Annotated in this window: 21 protein-coding genes; 13 read left to right on the top strand and 8 right to left on the bottom strand. The window is 66.3% G+C overall.

Features of this window, described 5'->3' with window-relative positions; genetic code table 11:
• Positions 1-234: 234 nt before the first annotated feature.
• Both QFZ57_RS19960 and QFZ57_RS19955 read right to left on the bottom strand, forming a co-directional pair.
• The gene (locus tag QFZ57_RS19960) at positions 235-396 is read right to left on the bottom strand and encodes a hypothetical protein (RefSeq protein ID WP_306632196.1); all 162 of its coding nucleotides are present in this window, start codon (positions 394-396) and stop codon (positions 235-237) included.
• Positions 389-1,030 carry a hypothetical protein gene (locus QFZ57_RS19955; protein WP_306632195.1) on the bottom strand — a complete coding sequence of 214 codons (642 nt, stop codon included), beginning with the start codon at positions 1,028-1,030 and terminating at the stop codon, positions 389-391. The genes QFZ57_RS19960 and QFZ57_RS19955 overlap by 8 nt, the downstream gene beginning before the upstream one ends.
• A 235-nt stretch (positions 1,031-1,265) precedes the next feature.
• Between QFZ57_RS19955 and QFZ57_RS19950 the strand changes: the two genes are divergently transcribed.
• From QFZ57_RS19950 to ppsA, 3 genes are all read left to right on the top strand, one after another.
• Positions 1,266-2,075 carry a slipin family protein gene (locus tag QFZ57_RS19950; RefSeq protein ID WP_306901636.1) on the top strand — a complete coding sequence of 270 codons (810 nt, stop codon included), beginning with the start codon at positions 1,266-1,268 and terminating at the stop codon, positions 2,073-2,075.
• 39 nt (positions 2,076-2,114) lie between these two features.
• Entirely contained in the window at positions 2,115-2,933 is an 819-nt protein-coding gene (locus QFZ57_RS19945) for a pyruvate, water dikinase regulatory protein (RefSeq protein ID WP_306632194.1), read from the top strand.
• Between the two features lie 147 nt (positions 2,934-3,080).
• A complete protein-coding gene (gene ppsA / locus QFZ57_RS19940; protein WP_306901491.1) occupies positions 3,081-5,510 on the top strand; it encodes a phosphoenolpyruvate synthase in 2,430 nt (809 codons plus the stop codon).
• Between the two features lie 91 nt (positions 5,511-5,601).
• Here the strand turns inward: ppsA and QFZ57_RS19935 are convergent, their stop codons facing one another.
• The gene (locus QFZ57_RS19935; RefSeq protein ID WP_306632192.1) at positions 5,602-6,036 is read right to left on the bottom strand and encodes a nuclear transport factor 2 family protein; all 435 of its coding nucleotides are present in this window, start codon (positions 6,034-6,036) and stop codon (positions 5,602-5,604) included.
• A gap of 181 nt (positions 6,037-6,217) precedes the next feature.
• Between QFZ57_RS19935 and QFZ57_RS19930 the strand changes: the two genes are divergently transcribed.
• Both QFZ57_RS19930 and QFZ57_RS19925 read left to right on the top strand, forming a co-directional pair.
• Complete coding sequence (locus QFZ57_RS19930; RefSeq protein ID WP_306901490.1) at positions 6,218-7,267, top strand: helix-turn-helix transcriptional regulator; 1,050 nt, start codon at positions 6,218-6,220, stop codon at positions 7,265-7,267.
• Between the two features lie 23 nt (positions 7,268-7,290).
• On the top strand, positions 7,291-8,169 hold the full coding sequence (locus QFZ57_RS19925; RefSeq protein WP_306901489.1) for a CPBP family intramembrane glutamic endopeptidase: 879 nt from the start codon (positions 7,291-7,293) through the stop codon (positions 8,167-8,169).
• Positions 8,170-8,189: 20 nt separating this feature from the next.
• Here the strand turns inward: QFZ57_RS19925 and QFZ57_RS19920 are convergent, their stop codons facing one another.
• Both QFZ57_RS19920 and QFZ57_RS19915 read right to left on the bottom strand, forming a co-directional pair.
• Positions 8,190-8,696: a DinB family protein gene (locus QFZ57_RS19920; protein ID WP_306901488.1), complete on the bottom strand. Its 507-nt coding sequence runs from the start codon at positions 8,694-8,696 to the stop codon at positions 8,190-8,192.
• A 50-nt stretch (positions 8,697-8,746) separates the two neighbouring features.
• On the bottom strand, positions 8,747-9,637 hold the full coding sequence (locus QFZ57_RS19915; protein ID WP_306901487.1) for a potassium channel family protein: 891 nt from the start codon (positions 9,635-9,637) through the stop codon (positions 8,747-8,749).
• A 116-nt stretch (positions 9,638-9,753) separates the two neighbouring features.
• On the opposite strand from QFZ57_RS19915, the gene QFZ57_RS19910 reads away from it, so the two are divergent.
• Complete coding sequence (locus QFZ57_RS19910; protein ID WP_306901486.1) at positions 9,754-9,906, top strand: hypothetical protein; 153 nt, start codon at positions 9,754-9,756, stop codon at positions 9,904-9,906.
• On the opposite strand, the gene QFZ57_RS19905 is transcribed toward QFZ57_RS19910, so the two are convergent.
• Positions 9,903-10,340, bottom strand: coding sequence for an SRPBCC family protein (locus QFZ57_RS19905; RefSeq protein ID WP_306632182.1), 438 nt, complete (start codon positions 10,338-10,340; stop codon positions 9,903-9,905). The two genes, QFZ57_RS19910 and QFZ57_RS19905, sit on opposite strands and share 4 nt — an antisense overlap.
• A gap of 207 nt (positions 10,341-10,547) precedes the next feature.
• Between QFZ57_RS19905 and QFZ57_RS19900 the strand changes: the two genes are divergently transcribed.
• The 3 genes from QFZ57_RS19900 to QFZ57_RS19890 all read left to right on the top strand — a co-directional run bounded on the left by QFZ57_RS19900 (position 10,548) and on the right by QFZ57_RS19890 (position 12,667).
• On the top strand, positions 10,548-10,868 hold the full coding sequence (locus QFZ57_RS19900) for a GYD domain-containing protein (RefSeq protein WP_306632181.1): 321 nt from the start codon (positions 10,548-10,550) through the stop codon (positions 10,866-10,868).
• Between the two features lie 264 nt (positions 10,869-11,132).
• A complete protein-coding gene (locus QFZ57_RS19895; protein ID WP_306632180.1) occupies positions 11,133-12,524 on the top strand; it encodes an OFA family MFS transporter in 1,392 nt (463 codons plus the stop codon).
• Positions 12,521-12,667 (top strand): MFS transporter small subunit, encoded by a 147-nt coding sequence (locus QFZ57_RS19890; protein ID WP_306632179.1) that lies wholly within the window; start codon positions 12,521-12,523, stop codon positions 12,665-12,667. The genes QFZ57_RS19895 and QFZ57_RS19890 overlap by 4 nt, the downstream gene beginning before the upstream one ends.
• 160 nt (positions 12,668-12,827) lie before the next feature.
• Here the strand turns inward: QFZ57_RS19890 and QFZ57_RS19885 are convergent, their stop codons facing one another.
• A complete protein-coding gene (locus QFZ57_RS19885) occupies positions 12,828-13,256 on the bottom strand; it encodes a DUF2177 family protein (RefSeq protein ID WP_306901485.1) in 429 nt (142 codons plus the stop codon).
• A 217-nt stretch (positions 13,257-13,473) separates the two neighbouring features.
• Between QFZ57_RS19885 and QFZ57_RS19880 the strand changes: the two genes are divergently transcribed.
• The 3 genes from QFZ57_RS19880 to QFZ57_RS19870 all read left to right on the top strand — a co-directional run bounded on the left by QFZ57_RS19880 (position 13,474) and on the right by QFZ57_RS19870 (position 17,599).
• Complete coding sequence (locus QFZ57_RS19880) at positions 13,474-14,343, top strand: DUF1295 domain-containing protein (protein ID WP_306901484.1); 870 nt, start codon at positions 13,474-13,476, stop codon at positions 14,341-14,343.
• A gap of 356 nt (positions 14,344-14,699) precedes the next feature.
• Entirely contained in the window at positions 14,700-15,734 is a 1,035-nt protein-coding gene (locus QFZ57_RS19875) for a hypothetical protein (protein WP_306901483.1), read from the top strand.
• Positions 15,731-17,599: a hypothetical protein gene (locus QFZ57_RS19870; RefSeq protein ID WP_306901482.1), complete on the top strand. Its 1,869-nt coding sequence runs from the start codon at positions 15,731-15,733 to the stop codon at positions 17,597-17,599. The genes QFZ57_RS19875 and QFZ57_RS19870 overlap by 4 nt, the downstream gene beginning before the upstream one ends.
• 32 nt (positions 17,600-17,631) lie before the next feature.
• On the opposite strand, the gene QFZ57_RS19865 is transcribed toward QFZ57_RS19870, so the two are convergent.
• The gene (locus QFZ57_RS19865) at positions 17,632-18,387 is read right to left on the bottom strand and encodes a YoaK family protein (protein WP_306901481.1); all 756 of its coding nucleotides are present in this window, start codon (positions 18,385-18,387) and stop codon (positions 17,632-17,634) included.
• 132 nt (positions 18,388-18,519) lie between these two features.
• Here QFZ57_RS19865 and QFZ57_RS19860 point away from each other — a divergent pair, with 132 nt between their 5' ends.
• Positions 18,520-18,786, top strand: a complete 267-nt coding sequence (locus tag QFZ57_RS19860) for a hypothetical protein (RefSeq protein WP_306901480.1) — start codon at positions 18,520-18,522, stop codon at positions 18,784-18,786.
• Positions 18,787-18,790: the final 4 nt, after the last annotated feature.

Below are 18,790 nucleotides of genomic sequence, written 5' to 3'. Positions count from 1 at the left end.
GACAACCATTACGGTCGAGGCCCCAACCACACGGTTGGGGCCTCCCACATTTAAAACCACCACCACCACCACCAAGAACAGACCCGCAGCCCCCGGACCGGCGGTTTTTTGTGTTGCTCTATCAAGTGTGGCTGTTATCGGGCGGGTTTAGGGGCCATAGGTGATGGAGCAACAGGGGTGGTGCGGCCGGGCACGGGGCTGGGGACGCCCCAGCCGCCGGCTGACTGTCTCCGCCTAGCGCCCAGCGATGTCAGACTCGTCCTCGGTGAGCCGCCTGCGCCGCTCGTCCGCCTGGCCGATCCCGTCGCGGACCGCGGCGCGGATTACGCCGTAGAGGATGTAAAAGAAAATCGCTCCGAAGAGGACGAACAGAACCAGGCCGGTGAAATCACCCATGGTTGCGGTCCTCCTCCGGCCAGAACCGCTGCACGTCGGCAACGGCGTCCCGCAACCGCCCGCCGTCGAGCACGATGGATGTCTCCTCAAGCCCGAAGTCGGTCCATTGGGAAACCAGCCGAAGGTCGCCGGCAGGCGGAAGCGGCCACAGCCAGAGCGCGCCGGTACCCGAGAACTCCTCCTCGCCACCACTGCCCCCGCCGTTGTTCAGGACCAAAGTGGGAGGCTGGGGCGGTTGGTCGCGTTCCATGAAGACGTGGGGACCCATGGCTCCGGTACTGGCTTTGGTGCCATCGGGGAACTCGACGCCGAACATCTGCCCGGTCTGTTTCCCGCTCCCTCGGCGGACGCCCACCCGCGGCTGGAAGAACAGGTGCTGCAGGTCGGCCCAGTCATCGTCGGACTGATCGTCACGACGGAACAGCCAAGACAAGCTGAACACACAGCCGGTGGAGAAAACGTCGGCGCTCTTGACCGCCACCACCATCCCCGGTGTCCGGCTCACAAACTTGCCGATGTGCACAACGGCAGGCAGTTCATAGGCCGGGGCGGCGGCCCAGGGCGGCGGAACATATCGCGTAGTGCGTGGCCGTGGCGGCAGGGGAGGTACTGGAAAGTCCTGGAAGAAAGTCAACGTCATCCTTGGGTCCGCTGGCTGCGACCGACCAGTGGAGCAGCAGCAGCGCCGTGGATCCCCCAATCCGTCCTTACCCGGCCAGTCTAGTCCTCCGGCGTGCCGCCCTCGCCGCGGGATTGATCACCAGACGAGGGCTCCCGCCCACTCTTTGGTGGGACAATGGAAGCCAGGGCACCTGTCACGGCTCCGGCCCGGTGCCGGCATGTCCCGCCAGTACCAGGAGGGGATCCTGATGGACCCCACCATCGTTGTCGTCATCGCCCTCGTCGTCCTGCTGCTCATCGTTGCGAAAATGTCCATCCGGATCGTGCGCCAATACGAGAAGGGCGTGCTCTTCAGGCTTGGCCGGGTGGTCGGCGTCCGGGAGCCGGGCCTGCAGCTGATCATCCCTGTCATCGACCGGCTGCCGCTGGTCAGCCTGCGGATCGTGACCATGCCCATCCAGTCCCAGGGCATCATCACGCAGGACAACGTAAGCGTGGACGTCTCGGCGGTTGCCTATTACCGGGTTGTGGACGCCGTGAAGTCCGTCATCGCCATCGAAAACGTGGCCGCAGCCATCGACCAAATAGCCCAGACCACCCTGCGGAAGGTCGTTGGCCGCCACACGTTGGACCAGACCCTGTCCGAGACCGAACGGATCAACGTGGACATCCGCGAAATCCTCGACGTGCTCACGGTCGAATGGGGTGTGGAGGTCACCTTGGTGGAACTGAAGGACATCCAGCTGCCCGAAAGCATGAAGCGCGCCATGGCCCGCCAGGCGGAAGCCGAACGCGAAAAGAGGGCGAAGATCATCGCCGCCGAAGGCGAAGCAATCGCCGCTGCAGCCCTCGGGGACGCCTCCGACACCATGATGGCCCACCCGCTCGCGCTGCAGCTTCGAAACCTGCAGTCCCTGGTTGAAATCGGCGTGGACAAGAACACCACGGTCGTCTTCCCCGCCCCGCTCATGAGCACGATCGGCGAACTCTCCGCATTCCTGGCCCGCGAAAACCAGGCGGCGTCCTCCGGCAGCAAGGCACCCATCAAAGCTGCCTGACCTTTCAGTGCAGCCGTGGCCGACCGATAAGGTCGTTCCATGACCACTGCTGCTCTACGGCCTGTCTACTTTCTGTCGGACAGTACCGGCATCACCGCGGAAACGCTCGGCAATACCCTGCTGACCCAGTTCCCCGTGGACAATTTTGACCGCGTCACCATCCCTTTCATCACCACCGCCGAACAGGCGCGGTCCGTTGTCCGGACCATCGACGGCCTGGCCGCCGCCGGGCCCCGCCCCCTGGTCTTTTCCACCGCAGTCAGCAGCGAGATACGTCAGATCCTGGCCGGCTGCAACGGCGTCATCGTGGATCTGATCGGCACCCATGTGGGCGTGCTGGAACAGGCATTGGGCACGCCGGCCAGCGGCGAACCCGGCAGGGCCCATGGGCTGGGAAACGCCGCGCGCTACCAGTCCCGGATGGCCGCCGTCGAATATGCCATGGAGCACGACGACGGCCAGAGCCTGCGTGCCCTGGAAAAGGCCCAGGTGATCCTGGTGGCCCCGTCCCGCTGCGGCAAGACCCCCACCACCATGTACCTGGCGCTGCAGCACGGGATCTTCGCGGCAAACTTTCCCCTGGTGGACGAGGACTTCCAGCGGGACGGGCTGCCCAAGCCGCTGCAGCCTTTCGTGTCGAAGTGTTTCGGCCTGTCCTCCAACCCGCTGCGCCTGAGCCAGATCCGAACGGAACGGCGCCCCAGTTCGCCCTATGCGTCCCTGCGGCAGTGCGGCTTTGAACTGCGCAGCGCCGAACAGCTCTACGTTTCCCACCGGATCCCGTACCTGAACTCCGCCACCGTCTCCGTGGAGGAAATGGCGGCCACCATCCTTCAGCGAATGAACCTCAAACATTAGCGAAGAGTTTCACAAACGTGGCGTAGCACACATCAGGTGGAAACTGCGCCGTGAACCTGCCACTGTTGACAGGGTTTTTCTTCCCGGCGGCACTACCGTGACCGGCCGGCAATGCCTACGCCAACCGACTGCAAAGGAGCAGCAATCATGACCACAGACGTTCTCTGGTTCTCTGAACTTGGACTCAAGGATCTGGACAAGGTGGGCGGCAAGAACGCCTCCCTGGGCGAGATGGTGCAGAACCTGACCTCGGCCGGCGTCCAGGTCCCGGACGGCTTCGCCACCACGGCCGACGCCTACCGCAGGTTCCTGTCCGAGTCCGGGCTGGACCGGAAGATCGCCGACCGGCTGGTCGGGCTGGACACGGACGACGTGACGGCTCTGGCCGCGGCCGGCCACGAAATCCGGTCCCTGGTACGGGACACCCCCTTCCTGCCGGACTTCGAGGCGCAGGTCCGCGAGGCGTACCAGCAGCTGGTGGACAAGCACGGCGGCTCCGCAGACCTGTCCTGGGCGGTGCGGTCCAGCGCCACGGCGGAGGACCTTCCGGATGCCTCCTTCGCCGGCCAACAGGAAACCTTCCTGAACGTCCGCGGGATCGAGAACATCCTGCAGGCCATCAAGGACGTTTTCGCCTCGCTGTACAACGACCGCGCCATCGCCTACCGGGTGCACCACAAGTTTGAACACGCCGAGGTGGCACTCTCGGCGGGCATCCAGCGGATGGTGCGGTCCGACGTCGGCGCTTCCGGCGTCATGTTCACCATGGACACCGAGTCCGGCTTCCAGGACGCCGTCTTCGTCACCTCCTCCTACGGGCTGGGTGAAGCGGTGGTGCAGGGCGCCGTGAACCCGGACGAGTTCTACGTGTACAAGCCCGCCCTGGCGGCGGGCCGCCCGGCGATCCTCAAGCGTGGCCTGGGCGAGAAGGCCCTGCAGATGACCTACACCAACAACAGCGAGATCGGCCGCACCATCGATTTCGTGCCGGTGGAGGCTTCACTCCGTTCGCGCTTCAGCCTGACGGACGACGACGTGGAGCAGCTTGCGCGCCACGCCGTCGCCATTGAGAAGCATTACGGCCGCCCAATGGACATTGAGTGGGGCAAGGACGGCACCGACGGCGGGCTGTACATCCTGCAGGCCCGCCCGGAAACGGTGCAGTCCCGCCGGGCGCCCGGCAGCCAGAGCCGGTTCCGCTTGAACGCGACCGGCCCGGTGCTGGTGGAAGGCCGCGCCATTGGCCAGCGGATCGGAGCCGGGAAGGTCCGGATCCTCACCGCCATCGACCAGATGGCCGCCTTCCAGACCGGCGACGTGCTGGTGGCTGACATGACCGACCCCGACTGGGAACCGATCATGAAGCGGGCCTCCGCCATCGTCACCAACCGCGGCGGACGCACCTGCCACGCCGCCATCATCGCCCGCGAACTGGGGATTCCCGCCGTCGTGGGAACCGGCAGCGCCACCGACACCCTGACCGACGGCCAGGAAGTCACCGTGTCCTGCGCCGACGGCGAGACCGGAAGCATCTACGAAGGCCTGCTGGACTTCAGTGTGGAGGAAACCGGCATCACGGAGCTGCCCGAAGCGCCGGTGAAGGTCATGATGAACGTGGGCACCCCGGAGCAGGCCTTTACCTTCGCGCAGCTGCCCAACCACGGTGTGGGCCTGGCCCGGCTGGAGTTCATCATCAACCGGCAGATCGGCATCCATCCCAAGGCCCTGCTGAACCTGGACAGCCAGCCGGAGGACGTGGCCGCCGAGATCCGCGGCCGGATCGCCGCCTACAACGGCCCCCGCGACTACTACATCAAGCGGCTGGCCGAGGGCGTGGCCACCATCGCCGCGGCCTTCGCGCCGGAGCCGGTGATTGTCCGGATGTCCGATTTCAAGTCCAACGAGTACGCCAACCTGATCGGCGGCCCGGCGTACGAGCCGCACGAAGAGAACCCGATGATCGGGTTCCGCGGCGCCTCCCGGTACCTGGAGCCGTCCTTCCGGGACTGCTTCGACCTTGAGTGTGAGACCCTGTCCTTTGTGCGCAACGAGATGGGCCTGACCAACGTCAAGCTGATGATTCCATTCGTGCGGACCCTGGACGAGGCACAGGGCGTCATCGAACTGCTCGCCGAGAACGGCTTGCGCCGGGGCGAAAACGGCCTCGAAGTGATCATGATGTGCGAGCTGCCGTCCAACGCGCTGCTCGCCGACGAGTTCCTCGAATTCTTCGACGGTTTCTCCATCGGCTCCAACGACATGACCCAGCTGACCCTGGGCCTGGACCGGGACTCGGCGATCGTGGCCAACAGCTTCGATGAGCGGGACCCGGCCGTGAAGAAGCTGCTCAGCATGGCCATCAAGGCGTGCCGGGCCCGCGAAAAGTACGTTGGCATCTGCGGCCAGGGCCCGAGCGACCACCCGGACTTCGCCGAATGGCTGGTGAAGGAAGGGGTTAACTCCGTCTCCCTGAACCCGGACACGGTGGTGGATACCTGGATACGGCTGGCAGGTGCGTCAAACGGCGCTTCGGAAGACGCAGCTCAGGGCGCGGCGGTTGCCGCCGGCGTGGCCTGACCTGTAACCCGTAGTTCAAGGGGTGGTTTCGTCATGGCACTGGCCGTGACGGAACCACCCTTGGCATAGGCAGGGCGTGCCGGATCTGCCGTCACTGCCGGGACAGTTCCGGCAGCAGGCCAAGCTGGCCCAGGAGTTCCAGCTGGTCGAAGTAGGCGTGGTGCTCGGTGATCATGCCCGCCTCCATCCTGGCCACATCGCAGCTTCGCACCCGGACCGGTTTCCCGGTGGGCGGCAGGGCGCCGCCGGTGGGCAGGCTCAACTGCCCGGTGTTCGTGCCAACCACAAAGCCTTCAACGACTGCCACGTCCCCGGCCTCATGCCTGGCCAGCTGCTCGTACCTGACGTCCGGCATGGCCTCCCAGAAGTGGAAGAAATAGTTGGCGATTGCCTCGCGGCCGCTTATCCCGCCCTGGTCCGGCGTCGCGATCACGGCGTCAGCGGCGAAGCAACCCGCCAGCGCCTCCTTGTCCTTTGCGTCCATGGCCGCCATCAGCCGGTCCATGACTTCGCGTGCCTGTCCCATTGCATCCTTCCTTGGTTCCCGTGTCGCGGTTCCTGGGCGCCCGGCGTGGTGCGGCGCCCATAAAGGAAAAGTACGACGGCGGTTCGAACCGCGGCGATCCCCTCGCCGGGGGTTTCGGGGTGCTGGGAAAACCCCCGCTTTGGGGGATTGCCGCCCTGCCTGCCCGGCGGATACTGGAGGTATGTGGGAGGAGCGCGCGGAGCGTGCCCGGCGGGACATCACAGCCCTGGCCGCCGGTGGAATGGACCTGGATGACCTGTACACCTCGGCACTGGCGGTGGTGCAGCGGGAGGTGCCGTTTGAGCAGGGGTGCTGGGCCGCCGTCGACCCTGACTCGATGGTGATGACGTCCGTTACCAACTGGCAGCCGTGGCCGGTGGGCAGGGACCAGTTTGAGGAGTACTTCCTCCGCTTTGCCCAGTCCGAATACAGCGGCCAGGAACCCAATACCTTCGCCGAGCTGCTGCGGCGGCCGCGCCCCATCGCCAGGATTTCCGATGCACCGCACCGGGAGGTGGTCCGCAGTGTAAGGATCAACGACCTGCTCAAACCGCTGGGCTTTGAACACGAGTTGCGCGCCGCGTTCCGGGCGGATGAGGCGTGCTGGGGAGTGGGCAGCATCTTCCGGGAAGGCGGTCCGGACTTCACGGACCGGGAGGTGGAATTCCTGGGAGCAGTGGCGGCGACTTTGGCGGCGGCGACCAGGGCCGCTGTCCGCGTGGTGCACGCAACGGGACCCGCCGCCGTCGGGCCCGTGATTGTCCTCGCCGGGCTGCACGGCGACTTACGGGCTGCCACTTCCGCCGCCGCCTCCTGGCTTTCCGAGGTTGAGGAAGCCGCGCCTGGCCGCTTCAGCCAGACGCTCTACTGGGTGGTTGCGCAGGCTCATGCTGCGGCATCCGGGACGGCGCGGGCCAGGATGCGCGACGCCCGGAACAACTGGGTGGTGCTGCAGGCCAGCCGCCTGATCACCGGCGACGACCCCGAACAGATGGTGGTTACGGTCGAACCCGCCACCACGCACCAACTCGCCGGCCTGCTGCTCATGGCCTATGGGGTCACTGCCCGCGAGCGGGACGTCTGCCTGGAGGTTCTCTCCGGAAAGCCGACGGCGGAGATCGCGCGGCACCTGTTCATCTCCCCGCATACGGTGCACGACCACTTGAAGTCCGTTTTTGAAAAGGTGGGCGTCGGCAGCCGGGGCGAGCTGGTGGCCAGGCTCATGGTCTAACGGCCGGGGCGGCGGAGGATCCCATGCAGGCATTGGCGACATCGGTGCGCACCCACCCGCTGTGGTGGTACTACGTTGTGACGTTCCTCCTGTCCTGGGGCTGCATCGTGCTGGCCGTATGGGCATACACCGGGGGTCTGTCACCCACTCCCGAGCAGTTCCAGCTGACCATCCCTGTCACCGTCCCGGCAATGCTGCTCGGACCCGCGGTGGGCAGCCTCGTTCTGACGGGAATTGTTTCAGGACGGGCAGGGTACCGCGACCTTCGGGCGAGGCTGTTCACGTGGCGGGTGGGCTGGCGGTGGTACCTCATCGCCCTGCTGGTGGCGCCCGTGACGTTGGCTGCCTCCGTGCTGGCGCTTTGGCTGTATTCCCCGGATTATGCACCCCGGATTGCCACGGCGGCGGACAAAACCTCCATCATGATCATGGGAGTGGTTCTTGGGCTGGTGGTCGGGCTTCTCGAGGAGATCGGCTGGACCGGGTTCGTCATTCCCAGGGCCAGGAAGCGCTTCAGCGTTCTTCGGACGGGAATCCTGGTGGGCGTGCTGTGGGGGGTCTGGCATTTCTTCGTGAACTACTGGGGCGGAGGCGGGACAAACGGCGGGGTGCCGCTGGAGATCTTCATATCGCTGTGGCTCGCCGCGGTACTGGCCGGCCAGCTCACCTCCTACCGCGTTCTCATGGTCTGGGTCTATGACCATACGGGCAGCCTGCTCCTGGCGGCGCTAATGCATGCGAGTCTCGCTGCATTCCAGTTCATCCTCAACCCGCTGACGCCCGGGATCACCCAACAGATTTACCCCTGGGGGCAAGCTGCAACCATGTGGCTGGTGATTGCTTCCGTGTCCCTGGCCCGGCGCGGAGGCCTGGTGGCAGCTGGCCACCGACGCTCGTTGTGAGGCCTTGCGCTGCCGCCGCGTCAGCCGGCGTTGCCCGTTGCCAGGATCTGTTCGCGCAGGATGTCCGCGTGCCCGCAGTGCTGGGCCAGCTCGCGGAGCATGTGCAGATAGACCCAGCGCAGGGGGAGCGGTCCCCGCCGGTTGCCGGTCACCACGTCATCGAGGCCAAGCGGCGCGGCGGAGGCCCGGGACGCGGCGCAGGAGTTGTGGTGTGCCGCCCGGATGGAGTCGATGGTGTCGCCGTCGTCCAGGATGAACGATTCGTCCGGAGTGGCCGGGATGCCGATCTCGCTGCGGGGGCGGCCCGTGATGGCCTCGTCGAACCAGACCTTCTCCACGAAGGTGGCATGCTTTACCAGCCCCAGCAGGGTGGTGCGGGAAGGAACCAGCCGGCGCCGAACCTGCTCCTCGGTCAGCCCGTCCAGGCAATCGTTAAGGGCGGAGCGGTGTTGGTCCAGGAAGAACTCGAACTGGACGCGCTCGGGTTCGTTGATGACGTCGTCCATGCTACGGGGAAGGGAGGCCATAGGCAGACCCTAGCAAGCCGGGCAGGGAGGAACACCGCCGCAGCCGGGAATCACCGCGGCGGTTTCGGTGGCCGCCGGTGCCTGTGGTGGAGCTCGTAGTGGTCGAACACATCGGAGGACGTGCTGCCCACATGGCCGAACTTTCCGCGCAGCACCTCGGCAAGGTCATCCAGCGCAGCATGGAGCATCCGCCCGGCGAACCGAAGTTCGGGGTTGTCGCTGCTCTGGGCCTCTGAGGCCAGCCGGTGGGCGTACGCAATGATGGCGGGAAGGGACCCCCGTTGCTCCGCCTCATGGAAGTAATAGGTCTCGTGGAAGGACAGAAGATCGATGCTCACGGATGCGACGTTCCCTGCCATGGATTCCAGCAGCCCCGCCGCGTGGCGGGCCTCCAGCGATGCGATGCCGGACGGACCGGCCGCTTCCCGGAACAGGTTCAACTGGTGGGCCAGGGCCCGCCGCCGGCTCAGCGCGGGGTACGTCTGCAGGATCCAGGAGACCGTGGCGGTCAGCAGCCCAAAACCGGCCACGGCCTGGAACGCCATCACCAGCCGAAGCAGCGGGTGCGTGGCCACGATCTCGCCAAATCCCGCGGTGGAGAGGGCCACCAACGAGATGTAGAGGGCTTCCGCAAAGTCAGCCTGCCGGGGCACGTCCGCCGCGTAGTAAAACCCGTCCGGCATGTGGGGGAGGTACAGCAGCGCCCAACCCACGGCAGCTAAAGCGGCCCAGGCGGCGATGACTGCCGCCATGGCCAGCGGCGCTGCAATGGACGACGCCCCGCCCCTGACCTTCCTGGACAGCAGCCAGAACCCGCGCATGATCGTCCTGCCCACCGGACCCGAGCCGTGGGGGTAGAGCAACGTGTGGAAGACGTCGGCGACCATCAGCAGAATCAGCGCGGCGCCAACCACCGTCAGGAGCGCGTCCTCGAAGTTCATGCCTCATCTTAGGTGCGCAGGGTGACCGCCGGTGGGTCGGGCACGGTTGAGGGTAAGACGGCGGCGCTTCTTCCGCCGCCGAAGGGCCAGCATCCCGGAACGGGTGGAGCGACGGCGTGCCTTCCTGGCCAGCGAGGAGCCCCGGATCCTCGCGCTGGACGGAGGACGACGCCCCGGAAGCGCTGGAGCCCTACTCGATTTACGCCCTCCGGTGGACCTGCGGGACGGGCCTGGGGGCAGCATTCCGGCTGGTCCGGCAGGGCAGTTAATGCAGGCGGGCCAGTTTCTCAAGTGACTCGCTCCAGCCGTCCCGGTGCAGTGCCAGGCGTTCCTCGGTCAGGAAGGGTCCCTGGGAGAGGACCACGCGGGTGCCTGTTCCGTTCCCGGCGAGGGAGAGGTCGACGACGGTCTTCCGGTCGTCCGGCGCCGGTTCCTCCCAGGCGAAGGTATAGACCAGGCGCCACGGCGGATCGATCTCCAGGAACTCCCCTGAGAGGTGGAACGGCTCGCCCTCCGGCGGGGCCATGCGGAATCGGTAGCGGCCGCCCACCACCAGGTTGACGTCCACTTCGGGGATGCTGAAACCGTGCGGGCCCCACCACGTGGCAAGCGCCGCCGGGTCCGTCAGCAGTCGGAACGTTTCCTCCGGCGGGGACGGCACCGTGCACTCCAGGTTCAGGACCAGGCCGGGTTGTTCACTCATCGTCCCACTCTGCCACCCGCCGCGGCCCGCGGAAAGCAGGGGCAGCGGGAACGGACCGGACGGTTTGCACCAGCTGTTGTGGGCGGGCGGACGCAGGCCTAGGCTGGGCGCATGGCCCCACTCCGGGACCAGCCCAGAACCCTCCCTCCCCGGACGCGAAGCACGCCCGCAGATGCCCGTGTCCTGGGGCTTAGGGAAGGAAACACCATGACCAAATATCTGTTTGAAGCAAACTATGTGGGTGAAGGCATCAAGGGGCTGATGCGGGAGGGCGGCACCAAGCGCCGCGACGCACTGGTGGACGCACTCACATCCGTCGGAGGCTCGCTGGAGAGCTTCTACTACGCCTTCGGGGACACCGATGTCCTGGGCGTCTTCGACGTACCGGACCATTCCAGCGCCGCAGCCCTCTCCTTGATGATCAACTCAACGGGCAACGTGAATGTGCGCCTCAAGCCGCTCATGACGCCGGAGGATATCGACGAGGCCGTAAGGAAGACCCCGACGTACCGCGCCCCGGGCCAGTAGGCACCGTCAGTAGCCCCCGGCACCCGGCCGGCAGCCGCCGTCGTCAATTCACGACGGCGGCTGCTGGCCGAGCGGCTCGACGCAGGTGCTGACAGGGCCGGAACTTGCCGAAGCATGGCGCCGTTCGCCGCTGATCTCCCGCCGCTCAGCGAAAACTAGTACGCCTGCTGATGATTGGGGATCATGATTACCGGAGCGGTGACAAGGCTTTTCGCCTCTGGATCGATCAGACACCGACGTCAGCGACAAGTAAAGGGAATCACCATGGGCTTCCTGGACCGTGACCACTCAATCGCCCCGCCGGGCTTCAACCGCTGGCTGGTTCCCCCGGCCGCGCTCGCCGTCCATCTGTGCATCGGCCAGGCCTATGCCACCAGCGTCTACAAGACCGCGCTGGTCAAGCACTTCGGGGCCAGCCTGACGGAGATCGGCGTCATCTTCTCCATCGCCATCGTGATGCTGGGCCTTTCCGCCGCGGTCATGGGGACCTGGGTGGACACGAACGGACCGCGCAAAGCCATGTTCACCTCAGCCATGTTCTGGACCGGCGGGTTCCTGATCGGCTCGCTGGGCATCTTCTCGCACCAGCTCTGGCTCGTGTACTTGGGCTACGGCGTGGTGGGCGGCATCGGGCTGGGCATCGGCTATATTTCGCCAGTGTCCACGCTGATCAAGTGGTTCCCGGACCGCCCCGGCCTGGCCACCGGCATGGCGATCATGGGCTTCGGCGGCGGCGCGCTGATCGCCAGCCCGGTGTCCCAGGCCCTGCTCAAGGCGTACGATCCCAACTCCGGCGCCCAGGGCTGGGTGGCCAGCGGCGATGCCGTGGGAAAGCTCTTCCTGACCCTCGCCGTCGTCTACCTCGCCTACATGCTGTTTGGCGCGTTCACTGTCCGCGTGCCTGCGGACAACTGGCGGCCGGCCGGGTTCGACCCCACCAAGGTCAAGGCGGCCAAGCTGGTCACCACGGAGAACGTCTCGGCAAAGAACGCCATCAAGACCCGGCAGTTCTGGCTGGTGTGGGTGGCACTGTTCTGCAACGTCACGGCGGGCATCGGAATCCTGGAGCAGGCCGCGCCCATGATCCAGGACTTCTTCCGGCAGTCCGACGGCAAATCCCTGGTGAGTGCCGGCGTCGCCGCCGGCTTCGTGGGGCTGCTGTCCATCGGCAACATGTCGGGCCGGTTCGCCTGGTCCGCCACCTCCGACGTCACCGGCCGCAAGCGGATCTACATGGTGTACTTGGGCGTGGGGGCCGTCCTGTACACAATTCTTGCGCTTGCCGGTTCCACGGCCACTGCCCTTTACGTGGTGCTCGCCTTCATCATCATCTCGTTCTACGGCGGCGGGTTCGCCACCGTCCCGGCGTACCTGCGGGACCTCTTCGGGACGTACCAGGTGGGCGCCATCCACGGCCGGCTGCTCACCGCTTGGTCCGCAGCCGGGGTGGCCGGGCCCTTGATCGTCAACAGCATCCTGGACGCGCAGGGCAAACCCGGCCAGCTGAATGCCGTGTCCTACCAGCCCGCGCTGCTGACCATGGTGGCGCTGCTGGTAGTGGGTTTCCTGGCCAACCTGCTGGTCAAGCCCGTCGACGCACGGTTCCACGAATCCGGCCGCGAGCGGCACGAATCTTCCCAGGGAGGCCTGAAATGAGCAGCACTGCACACACCCACGGCGCACACGAGCCGGCCCACAAGTCCACCGGCAGGCTGGTCCTGGCGTGGGTTTTGGTGGGGATCCCGCTGGCCTATGGGGTCTTTCAAACGCTTACCCAGGTCGCCGCGCTGTTCGGGTAAACCCGCTGCTCCGGCCGTGCGTCACGCTGGCCCAGTTTTGCGGGCTTCTCGACGGCGGCTCCCGCGGATTTTCAGGGTTTCGCCTCCGAAAACTGGGCCAAAGTGTGCTCTGCGTGACGCGGGTGCGTCGGGTACGCACGCTGCGCAACGGGAGCAGGGTTCAGGCGGCGCGCTTCCTTATTCGGCCGCGCAGGACGGTAACAGTTACCCATGTGACCAGGCTGCAGGCCGCGGCACCCCAGAGGATGTCCGTTACGGCCACCAGCGCCGTGAAGTCCTTCAGCACGGCGAACCCGGTCAGCGCCCAGGTGGCGTAGGTGAAGAACCCGAACAGCGCAGCCCCACCAACCCGCTGCCGCAGGGTGGCTTGGGGGTTGTTGGGCCGGACGCCGTAGTGCACCATCCCCGCCACGAAGATGACGTAGAACAGGACTGCACCCGGCAGGTTGGCCTTGGGCGCCAGCAAGTGGCCGATCTGGCTCTGGTAAAGCGGGTTGGCCACCAGCAGGATCCACACCACGTCCAGCACCGCGAAGATCAGTGCGCTGACAATGTAGGCGACCAGCCAGTTCTTGCTGCGGGGGCTCATGCTTGGCTCCTTGAATCGGTGACGGTTCAAAAGCTGTTCGGTGCCGTTGTGCTGGCTGGACTGGTCAACCCGGCGCGCCACCCATACAAGCCCGCCGCCGCTCCGAAGACTAAGTGGACAACGGCCTGCGTTGTTGAGTGTGCAGTTGTGCCCGGAGGGGCGCGGTGGGACCGGCCGTGCAGCAGCGCGCGCCGGACCAGGGGAAAGGAACCTGTCCGTGAAGGAAGAAAGCCGCAAGGCGCTCATCAGCACCGTCATCGCCGTGGTGGTGGCCGTACTCATCGCCCTGGCCGGCAGCCAGGGCGGGTCCAGGATTGGCGGGTTCCCGGTATTCGCGCTGGGGGTTGCCATCGCGTTCGTGATCCAGTGGCTGGTGTTCATCCCGTCCTACAAGGCACAGACGGAAAAGTTCTACGACCTCACCGGGGCCCTGACCTATATCTCCATCACGGTGTTCCTGGTACTCGCCAGCCCGGGCGTGGATGCCCGCGGCATGCTGCTGGCGGCCATGGTGGTGCTGTGGGCCACCCGGCTCGGCAGCTTCCTGTTCCTGCGGATCAGCAAGCACGGCAAGGACGACCGCTTCGATGAGCTCAAGCCGGACTTCTTCCGCTTCCTGAACACGTGGACCATCCAGGGCCTGTGGGTGGTGCTCACCGCGGCGCTCGCCTGGGTGGCCATCACCTCCGACAAGAAAGTGGGCCTGGACTGGTTCTTCTGGGTGGGCCTGCTGGTGTGGGCCGTGGGCATCACCATCGAGACCGTGGCGGACCTCCAGAAGAACCGCTTCAAGGACGACCCTGCCAACAAGGGCCGCTTCATCAACACGGGCCTGTGGTCAAAGTCCCGCCACCCCAACTACTTCGGCGAGATCACCCTGTGGGTGGGGGTGGCCATCATCGCCCTGCCCGTGCTGCAGGGCTGGCAGTGGGCGGCCCTGGTCTCCCCGGTGTTCGTTGCCCTGCTGCTGATCAAGGGCAGCGGCGTGCCGCCCCTGGAGAAGAAGGCCGACAAGAAGTGGGGCGGCCAGGCGGACTACGAGGAGTACAAGAAGAACACGCCGGTGCTGGTACCGAAGCTCAAGTAGGGCCTTTCCCGGCAGGACGGACGACGGCGGCACCCAGGGCGGGTGCCGCCGTCGCTGTTTTAAGAAACGGTTGCTCCAAGCAAGTAGTCTCCCCGCGCCGAACCGAGTACCTGTTACTCGTGACTGCCGCTTGAGCTGAACCTAGTCTCGAAAGACAGTGCGGCCAAGCAGAGGTCTACGCGCTGCACGTTGCTGGGGACATTGGGGTTCGACTCCGGGGAGCGACATTGGCAAAGTACGGATTTCTCAACAAGAATTTACCCGGCAGCGGGGGCAGGCCGTCCCGGTCCGGGAGGTCCGGGGACTTGCGGCCCGGGACACTGCTGACAGGGCTCGTCCTTGCGGTTGAAGGTGGCATGGTGATGGTGCCGGTTGCCGCCACAGCCGCCGGCCCTGATTTGCCCCCAGCCACGAACTGCACGGTGCGGCTCTTCCCCGCACTGGGTGGGCGGGGCAGCAACGCGATCGCGTCGAGCAGCAACGGCCTGGTGGTCGGTATCGCCGATACCGCCGCGGGCGACGCCGCGCCGGTGCTCTGGCGGGGCGGTCAGCCCACTCAGCTGGCGATTCCGCTCCAGGCCGTGGCCCCGGCGTCGGTGAATGCGGCCGGAGTTGTTGTCGGCACGGGGTATGACGCCACCAACGAGGTGTTGGTGGGCTGGTGGTGGCAGGACGGGCAGTACCATCCACTCCCGGTCAAGCCCGGTGACGTGGCAATACCGTCGGCGGTGTCTGACAGCGGCATCGTTGCCGGGGCACTGGTCGCCGACGAGGAGCATTCGGACGGGCCGGGGGCCGATGAGGACGAGCGCGCTGCCGTTTGGCCCTCCGTGACCACCGCGCCCCGCGAGCTCACCCTGCCATCCGGAGCGCGGGGTGCCCATGCCTTCGCGGTTGGCGCCGACGGCACGGCGGGTGGGGTAGCCCTGGGCGACGACGCTACTCCCGTCCTGTGGGCGCCGGATGGCACCCCGAAAGCACTGCCCACCCTTAGCGGCAAAGGCGGAGTAGTGCTCGGGATCGATTCCGCCGGGCAGGCACTGGGCCAGAGTTCAGTGGCCGACGGAACACATGCCGTGGCCTGGGCTGCAACCGGCGCCGTCACCGACGTGGGGACAGCCGCCGCCGGTCCCACCTCCAATGCGACATCAGGCATTGCGGGGGTGACCGTGGGAGCGGGCAGTTCACCGTCCTTCCGCGGATCGCGGCCCCAGGCGGTGATGTGGATCGGCAAGAGCGCACGGATCCTGCCGCCGGGCTCTGATGCCCAGTTCACCGGCGTATCCGGGTCCGCGAGCTCGGTGTCACGCCAGGGTGCAAACACCGTTGTCATAGGTTTCTCCGCAGCCGACAACGGGCTGCGCCGCGCCACCGAATGGAGCTGCAAGTGAACGGCCACGGGCGCATGCGCCACCCACTGCGCGGGGTGCTGGCCGTTCTGCTCGGCACTGCACTCGTCCTCGCTAATGTCTACTTCCTTGGCACGTCGCGCGAGTCGCAGGCCACTGCCGCCACTTCGGTGAGCCTGGGGTTCGCCGGCGACACCGGCGGAAACACGGTAACCGGCAAGGTGATCGACGCCGCACGCAACGCGGGAACCTCGGCATTCTTCAACCTTGGCGACCTCTCCTACTCCCAAATCACCCCGGAATCGGCCTGGTGCTCGTTCGTCAAGCAGCACGCCGGAACCATGCCGTATGAGTTCATCACCGGCAACCACGAGGACGATGGGCCCGACGGGGTATGGTCCAAATTCGCTTCGTGCCTGCCGGACCAGCTCGGCTCGGTAGGAGACTATGCCCAGCAGTTCTACACGGACTACCCGGCCAGCAGCCCGCTGGTGCGGCTGATCATGGTGTCCCCGAAGCTGACTTACAGCGGTTCGAGCGTGGACTGGTCCTACAAGTCCGGTACCCAGGGCTACAAGTTCGTGACGTCGGCAATTGACTCTGCGCGCGCTGCCGGGATCCCGTTTGTGGTCGTAGGCATGCACATGTACTGCCTGTCGATGGTCAACTACCCCTGCGCCGCCAGCCCGGATTTGATGAACATGCTCGTTTCCAAGAAGGTGGACCTGTACCTGCAGGCGCATGACCATGCCTATGCGCGCAGCTATCCGCTGGCGCTCAAGGGCAGCTGCACGGCCATCCCGGTCAGCAGCTTCAACCCCGACTGTGTGGCAGACACGAACCCCACGGGCCAGTTCGCCGCCGGCACCGGGACGATCCTGGCCACCGTGGGTTCGGGCGGCAGGTCGATCAACAGTGAAAGCAACACGACGACGGCGCCGTACTTCCAGAGCTTCATGGGCAGCAACAACAACCCCACATACGGCTTCTTGAACGTGTCGGTGACAAGCACCACTTTGACCGGTTCATTCGTCCGCGCTTCCGGCGGAACCTATACAGACAAATTCACCGTCACCCGGGCGGCGGCACCTTCCCCAAGCCCGACGGCGACAGCAACAGCCACGGCGACACCGACCCCAACGCCAACGCCGACGCCGACCCCGACGCCGACGACCACTTCGCCAACACCGACTCCGACCACGACGACCACTTCGCCCCCGCCCACAACGACGGCGGTCTCGGTCCGGTCCTCCGCAACCGGATCCGGCGAACTGACCGCAGCGGGGTCGTACACGCCCGCCCTGCCGGCAGGGTGGCAGCCCGGGGACACAGTTTTCCTGTTCTCGCAGGTGACCGTGTCCGGGTCGGCCAACACCACGGCCCCGGCTGGTTGGACGCGTGCGGTGGGCGACTTCACCAGCGCCGGGTCCACCTCCGCGCACCAGGCGGTCTGGTACCGGGTGATGCAGGCCGGCGACACGGCGCCGGGCGTACCTGAGCCAGCCTCCCGGTACGCCTGGTCAACAGTTGCCGTGCAGGGCGCAAACACCACAACGCCCCTGGACGTCACACCCACCACGGACACCAACAGTGGCGTGGCCTACCCGGATGTCCGGGCTCCGTCCATCACGCCGGTGACACCGGGGTCGTTGCTGTTGACCGCGCACGGCGTAAGGAACGGCACCAACTCGGCCACCACCGCCTTCACGCCACCGGCAGGGACAACTGAACTGGGAGACGCAACGTCGAACATCGCGTCCAAGTCGAACGCGGCCATCGAGGTGAACTCGCTCCTGTTGACCGATACCTCTGCCACCGGCGCGAAGACCGCTACCGCTGCCTCAAGCTCCGGAACGGTCATCAACCAGACCGGTTCCGCCATCGTCGTCCGCCCGGCGGGCCCGTGATCGGTGAGGGGCATTGATGACGGAGCCGAAGCCTAACTAGCGCTCGTTGGAGGGCTTTCGACGGCGGCACCCGCGTTGGGTGCCGCCGTCGCCGTGTCCGTGGCGTGCTTGTGCATGCCTATGCGGCCCAGCAGTGCGACGGCGAGGGTGAGCAGGGCGGTCAGCAGCACCCCGAGGCCAAGATGCAGTTGCACGAACCCTGCGCCCACCGCAGCGCCCGCCATGATGAGCCCGATCGCTGCGAGGCGCCGCCCCCAGAACGGGTGCGTGCCGCCGCCGAAGCGTGAATCGGCGGCCAGTCCGGTGATAGTGGAGGTGACCACCACGGTGGGGACGTCCTTGACGTTGAGATGCCGGGCGGTGGCGGCCTGAACGCCCATGGCCACGGCCAGCGTGCCGGTGATGGCTACCGTCAGGGCCTCGTTATGCCTGGGGTTCACACCGCCCAGGAGGACTGCGGCCACAACCGCCATGACGGCACTGACGCCCACCAGAAGCCCGGTGGTGCGGCGGTTCCACCCGGTGGTGCTGGGCCGCAACGTCCGGCCGGAGATCAGGGCACCGGTCATGAATCCCGTAAGCGCTGCGATGGGGCCGAGAACCGGGAGGTTGTCCCCGCCCAGCAGCGCCATCCCCAGGATCACCACGTTGCCAGTCATGTTCGCCGTGAACACCCGGTCCAGGCCCAGGTATCCGACCGCGTCGAGCACCCCCGTGGAAAACGTGAGGACCAGCATGAGCACCAGGTGCAGCTTGGCCGGATGGGCGGGGAGGAAGCGGGCGGGCATGGGCAAACCTTTCGGCGGTCCCGGGGGACGCGATCATTGCGTGCTGGAGGCGACTCTTTCAGTATCCTCCGGTGCCGGCGCCGAATTTGCGGCAGACTGGAGAGCGCACCCCACGAACGAAAGCGGATTCCCTTGATTACTCTCCAGCAGGACGCCGACGGCTTTATCCGCATGAACCGGCACTACCCGGCCAGCGTCCGGGTCCGGATCGCTTTTACCGACGGCAGCACCGGTGAGTTTTCCGGCCGAACGCTCAACAACGCCTACGACGCCGCGCTCGCGGAATTCCGCGCCGGGAACGGACTGGACGCGCGGGGATACAACCGCACCCCTGCCGGCCGGAGCAACTCCGGGAACAGGGTCGACTTTGTGCCCGTGCACCCGGGCATGGGGGAGTAGCCGG

This window comes from Arthrobacter sp. B1I2 (assembly GCF_030816485.1).
In the GTDB taxonomy this organism is placed as follows: Bacteria; Actinomycetota; Actinomycetes; order Actinomycetales; family Micrococcaceae; genus Arthrobacter.
The sequence above is the reverse complement of the archived record's forward strand: the minus strand, read 5'-3'. Positions and strand labels throughout refer to the sequence as shown.

What these genes read in the sequence shown, in the direction of transcription:
- QFZ57_RS19960 (WP_306632196.1), bottom strand. Translation starts at nt 396, where the DNA reads ATGGGTGATTTCACCGGCCTGGTTCTGTTCGTCCTCTTCGGAGCGATT.
- QFZ57_RS19950 (WP_306901636.1), top strand. Translation starts at nt 1,266, where the DNA reads ATGGACCCCACCATCGTTGTCGTCATCGCCCTCGTCGTCCTGCTGCTC.
- QFZ57_RS19945 (WP_306632194.1), top strand. Translation starts at nt 2,115, where the DNA reads ATGACCACTGCTGCTCTACGGCCTGTCTACTTTCTGTCGGACAGTACC.
- ppsA (WP_306901491.1), top strand. Translation starts at nt 3,081, where the DNA reads ATGACCACAGACGTTCTCTGGTTCTCTGAACTTGGACTCAAGGATCTG.
- QFZ57_RS19935 (WP_306632192.1), bottom strand. Translation starts at nt 6,036, where the DNA reads ATGGGACAGGCACGCGAAGTCATGGACCGGCTGATGGCGGCCATGGAC.
- QFZ57_RS19930 (WP_306901490.1), top strand. Translation starts at nt 6,218, where the DNA reads ATGTGGGAGGAGCGCGCGGAGCGTGCCCGGCGGGACATCACAGCCCTG.
- QFZ57_RS19925 (WP_306901489.1), top strand. Translation starts at nt 7,291, where the DNA reads ATGCAGGCATTGGCGACATCGGTGCGCACCCACCCGCTGTGGTGGTAC.
- QFZ57_RS19920 (WP_306901488.1), bottom strand. Translation starts at nt 8,696, where the DNA reads ATGGCCTCCCTTCCCCGTAGCATGGACGACGTCATCAACGAACCCGAG.
- QFZ57_RS19915 (WP_306901487.1), bottom strand. Translation starts at nt 9,637, where the DNA reads ATGAACTTCGAGGACGCGCTCCTGACGGTGGTTGGCGCCGCGCTGATT.
- QFZ57_RS19905 (WP_306632182.1), bottom strand. Translation starts at nt 10,340, where the DNA reads ATGAGTGAACAACCCGGCCTGGTCCTGAACCTGGAGTGCACGGTGCCG.
- QFZ57_RS19900 (WP_306632181.1), top strand. Translation starts at nt 10,548, where the DNA reads ATGACCAAATATCTGTTTGAAGCAAACTATGTGGGTGAAGGCATCAAG.
- QFZ57_RS19895 (WP_306632180.1), top strand. Translation starts at nt 11,133, where the DNA reads ATGGGCTTCCTGGACCGTGACCACTCAATCGCCCCGCCGGGCTTCAAC.
- QFZ57_RS19890 (WP_306632179.1), top strand. Translation starts at nt 12,521, where the DNA reads ATGAGCAGCACTGCACACACCCACGGCGCACACGAGCCGGCCCACAAG.
- QFZ57_RS19885 (WP_306901485.1), bottom strand. Translation starts at nt 13,256, where the DNA reads ATGAGCCCCCGCAGCAAGAACTGGCTGGTCGCCTACATTGTCAGCGCA.
- QFZ57_RS19875 (WP_306901483.1), top strand. Translation starts at nt 14,700, where the DNA reads ATGGTGATGGTGCCGGTTGCCGCCACAGCCGCCGGCCCTGATTTGCCC.
- QFZ57_RS19865 (WP_306901481.1), bottom strand. Translation starts at nt 18,387, where the DNA reads ATGCCCGCCCGCTTCCTCCCCGCCCATCCGGCCAAGCTGCACCTGGTG.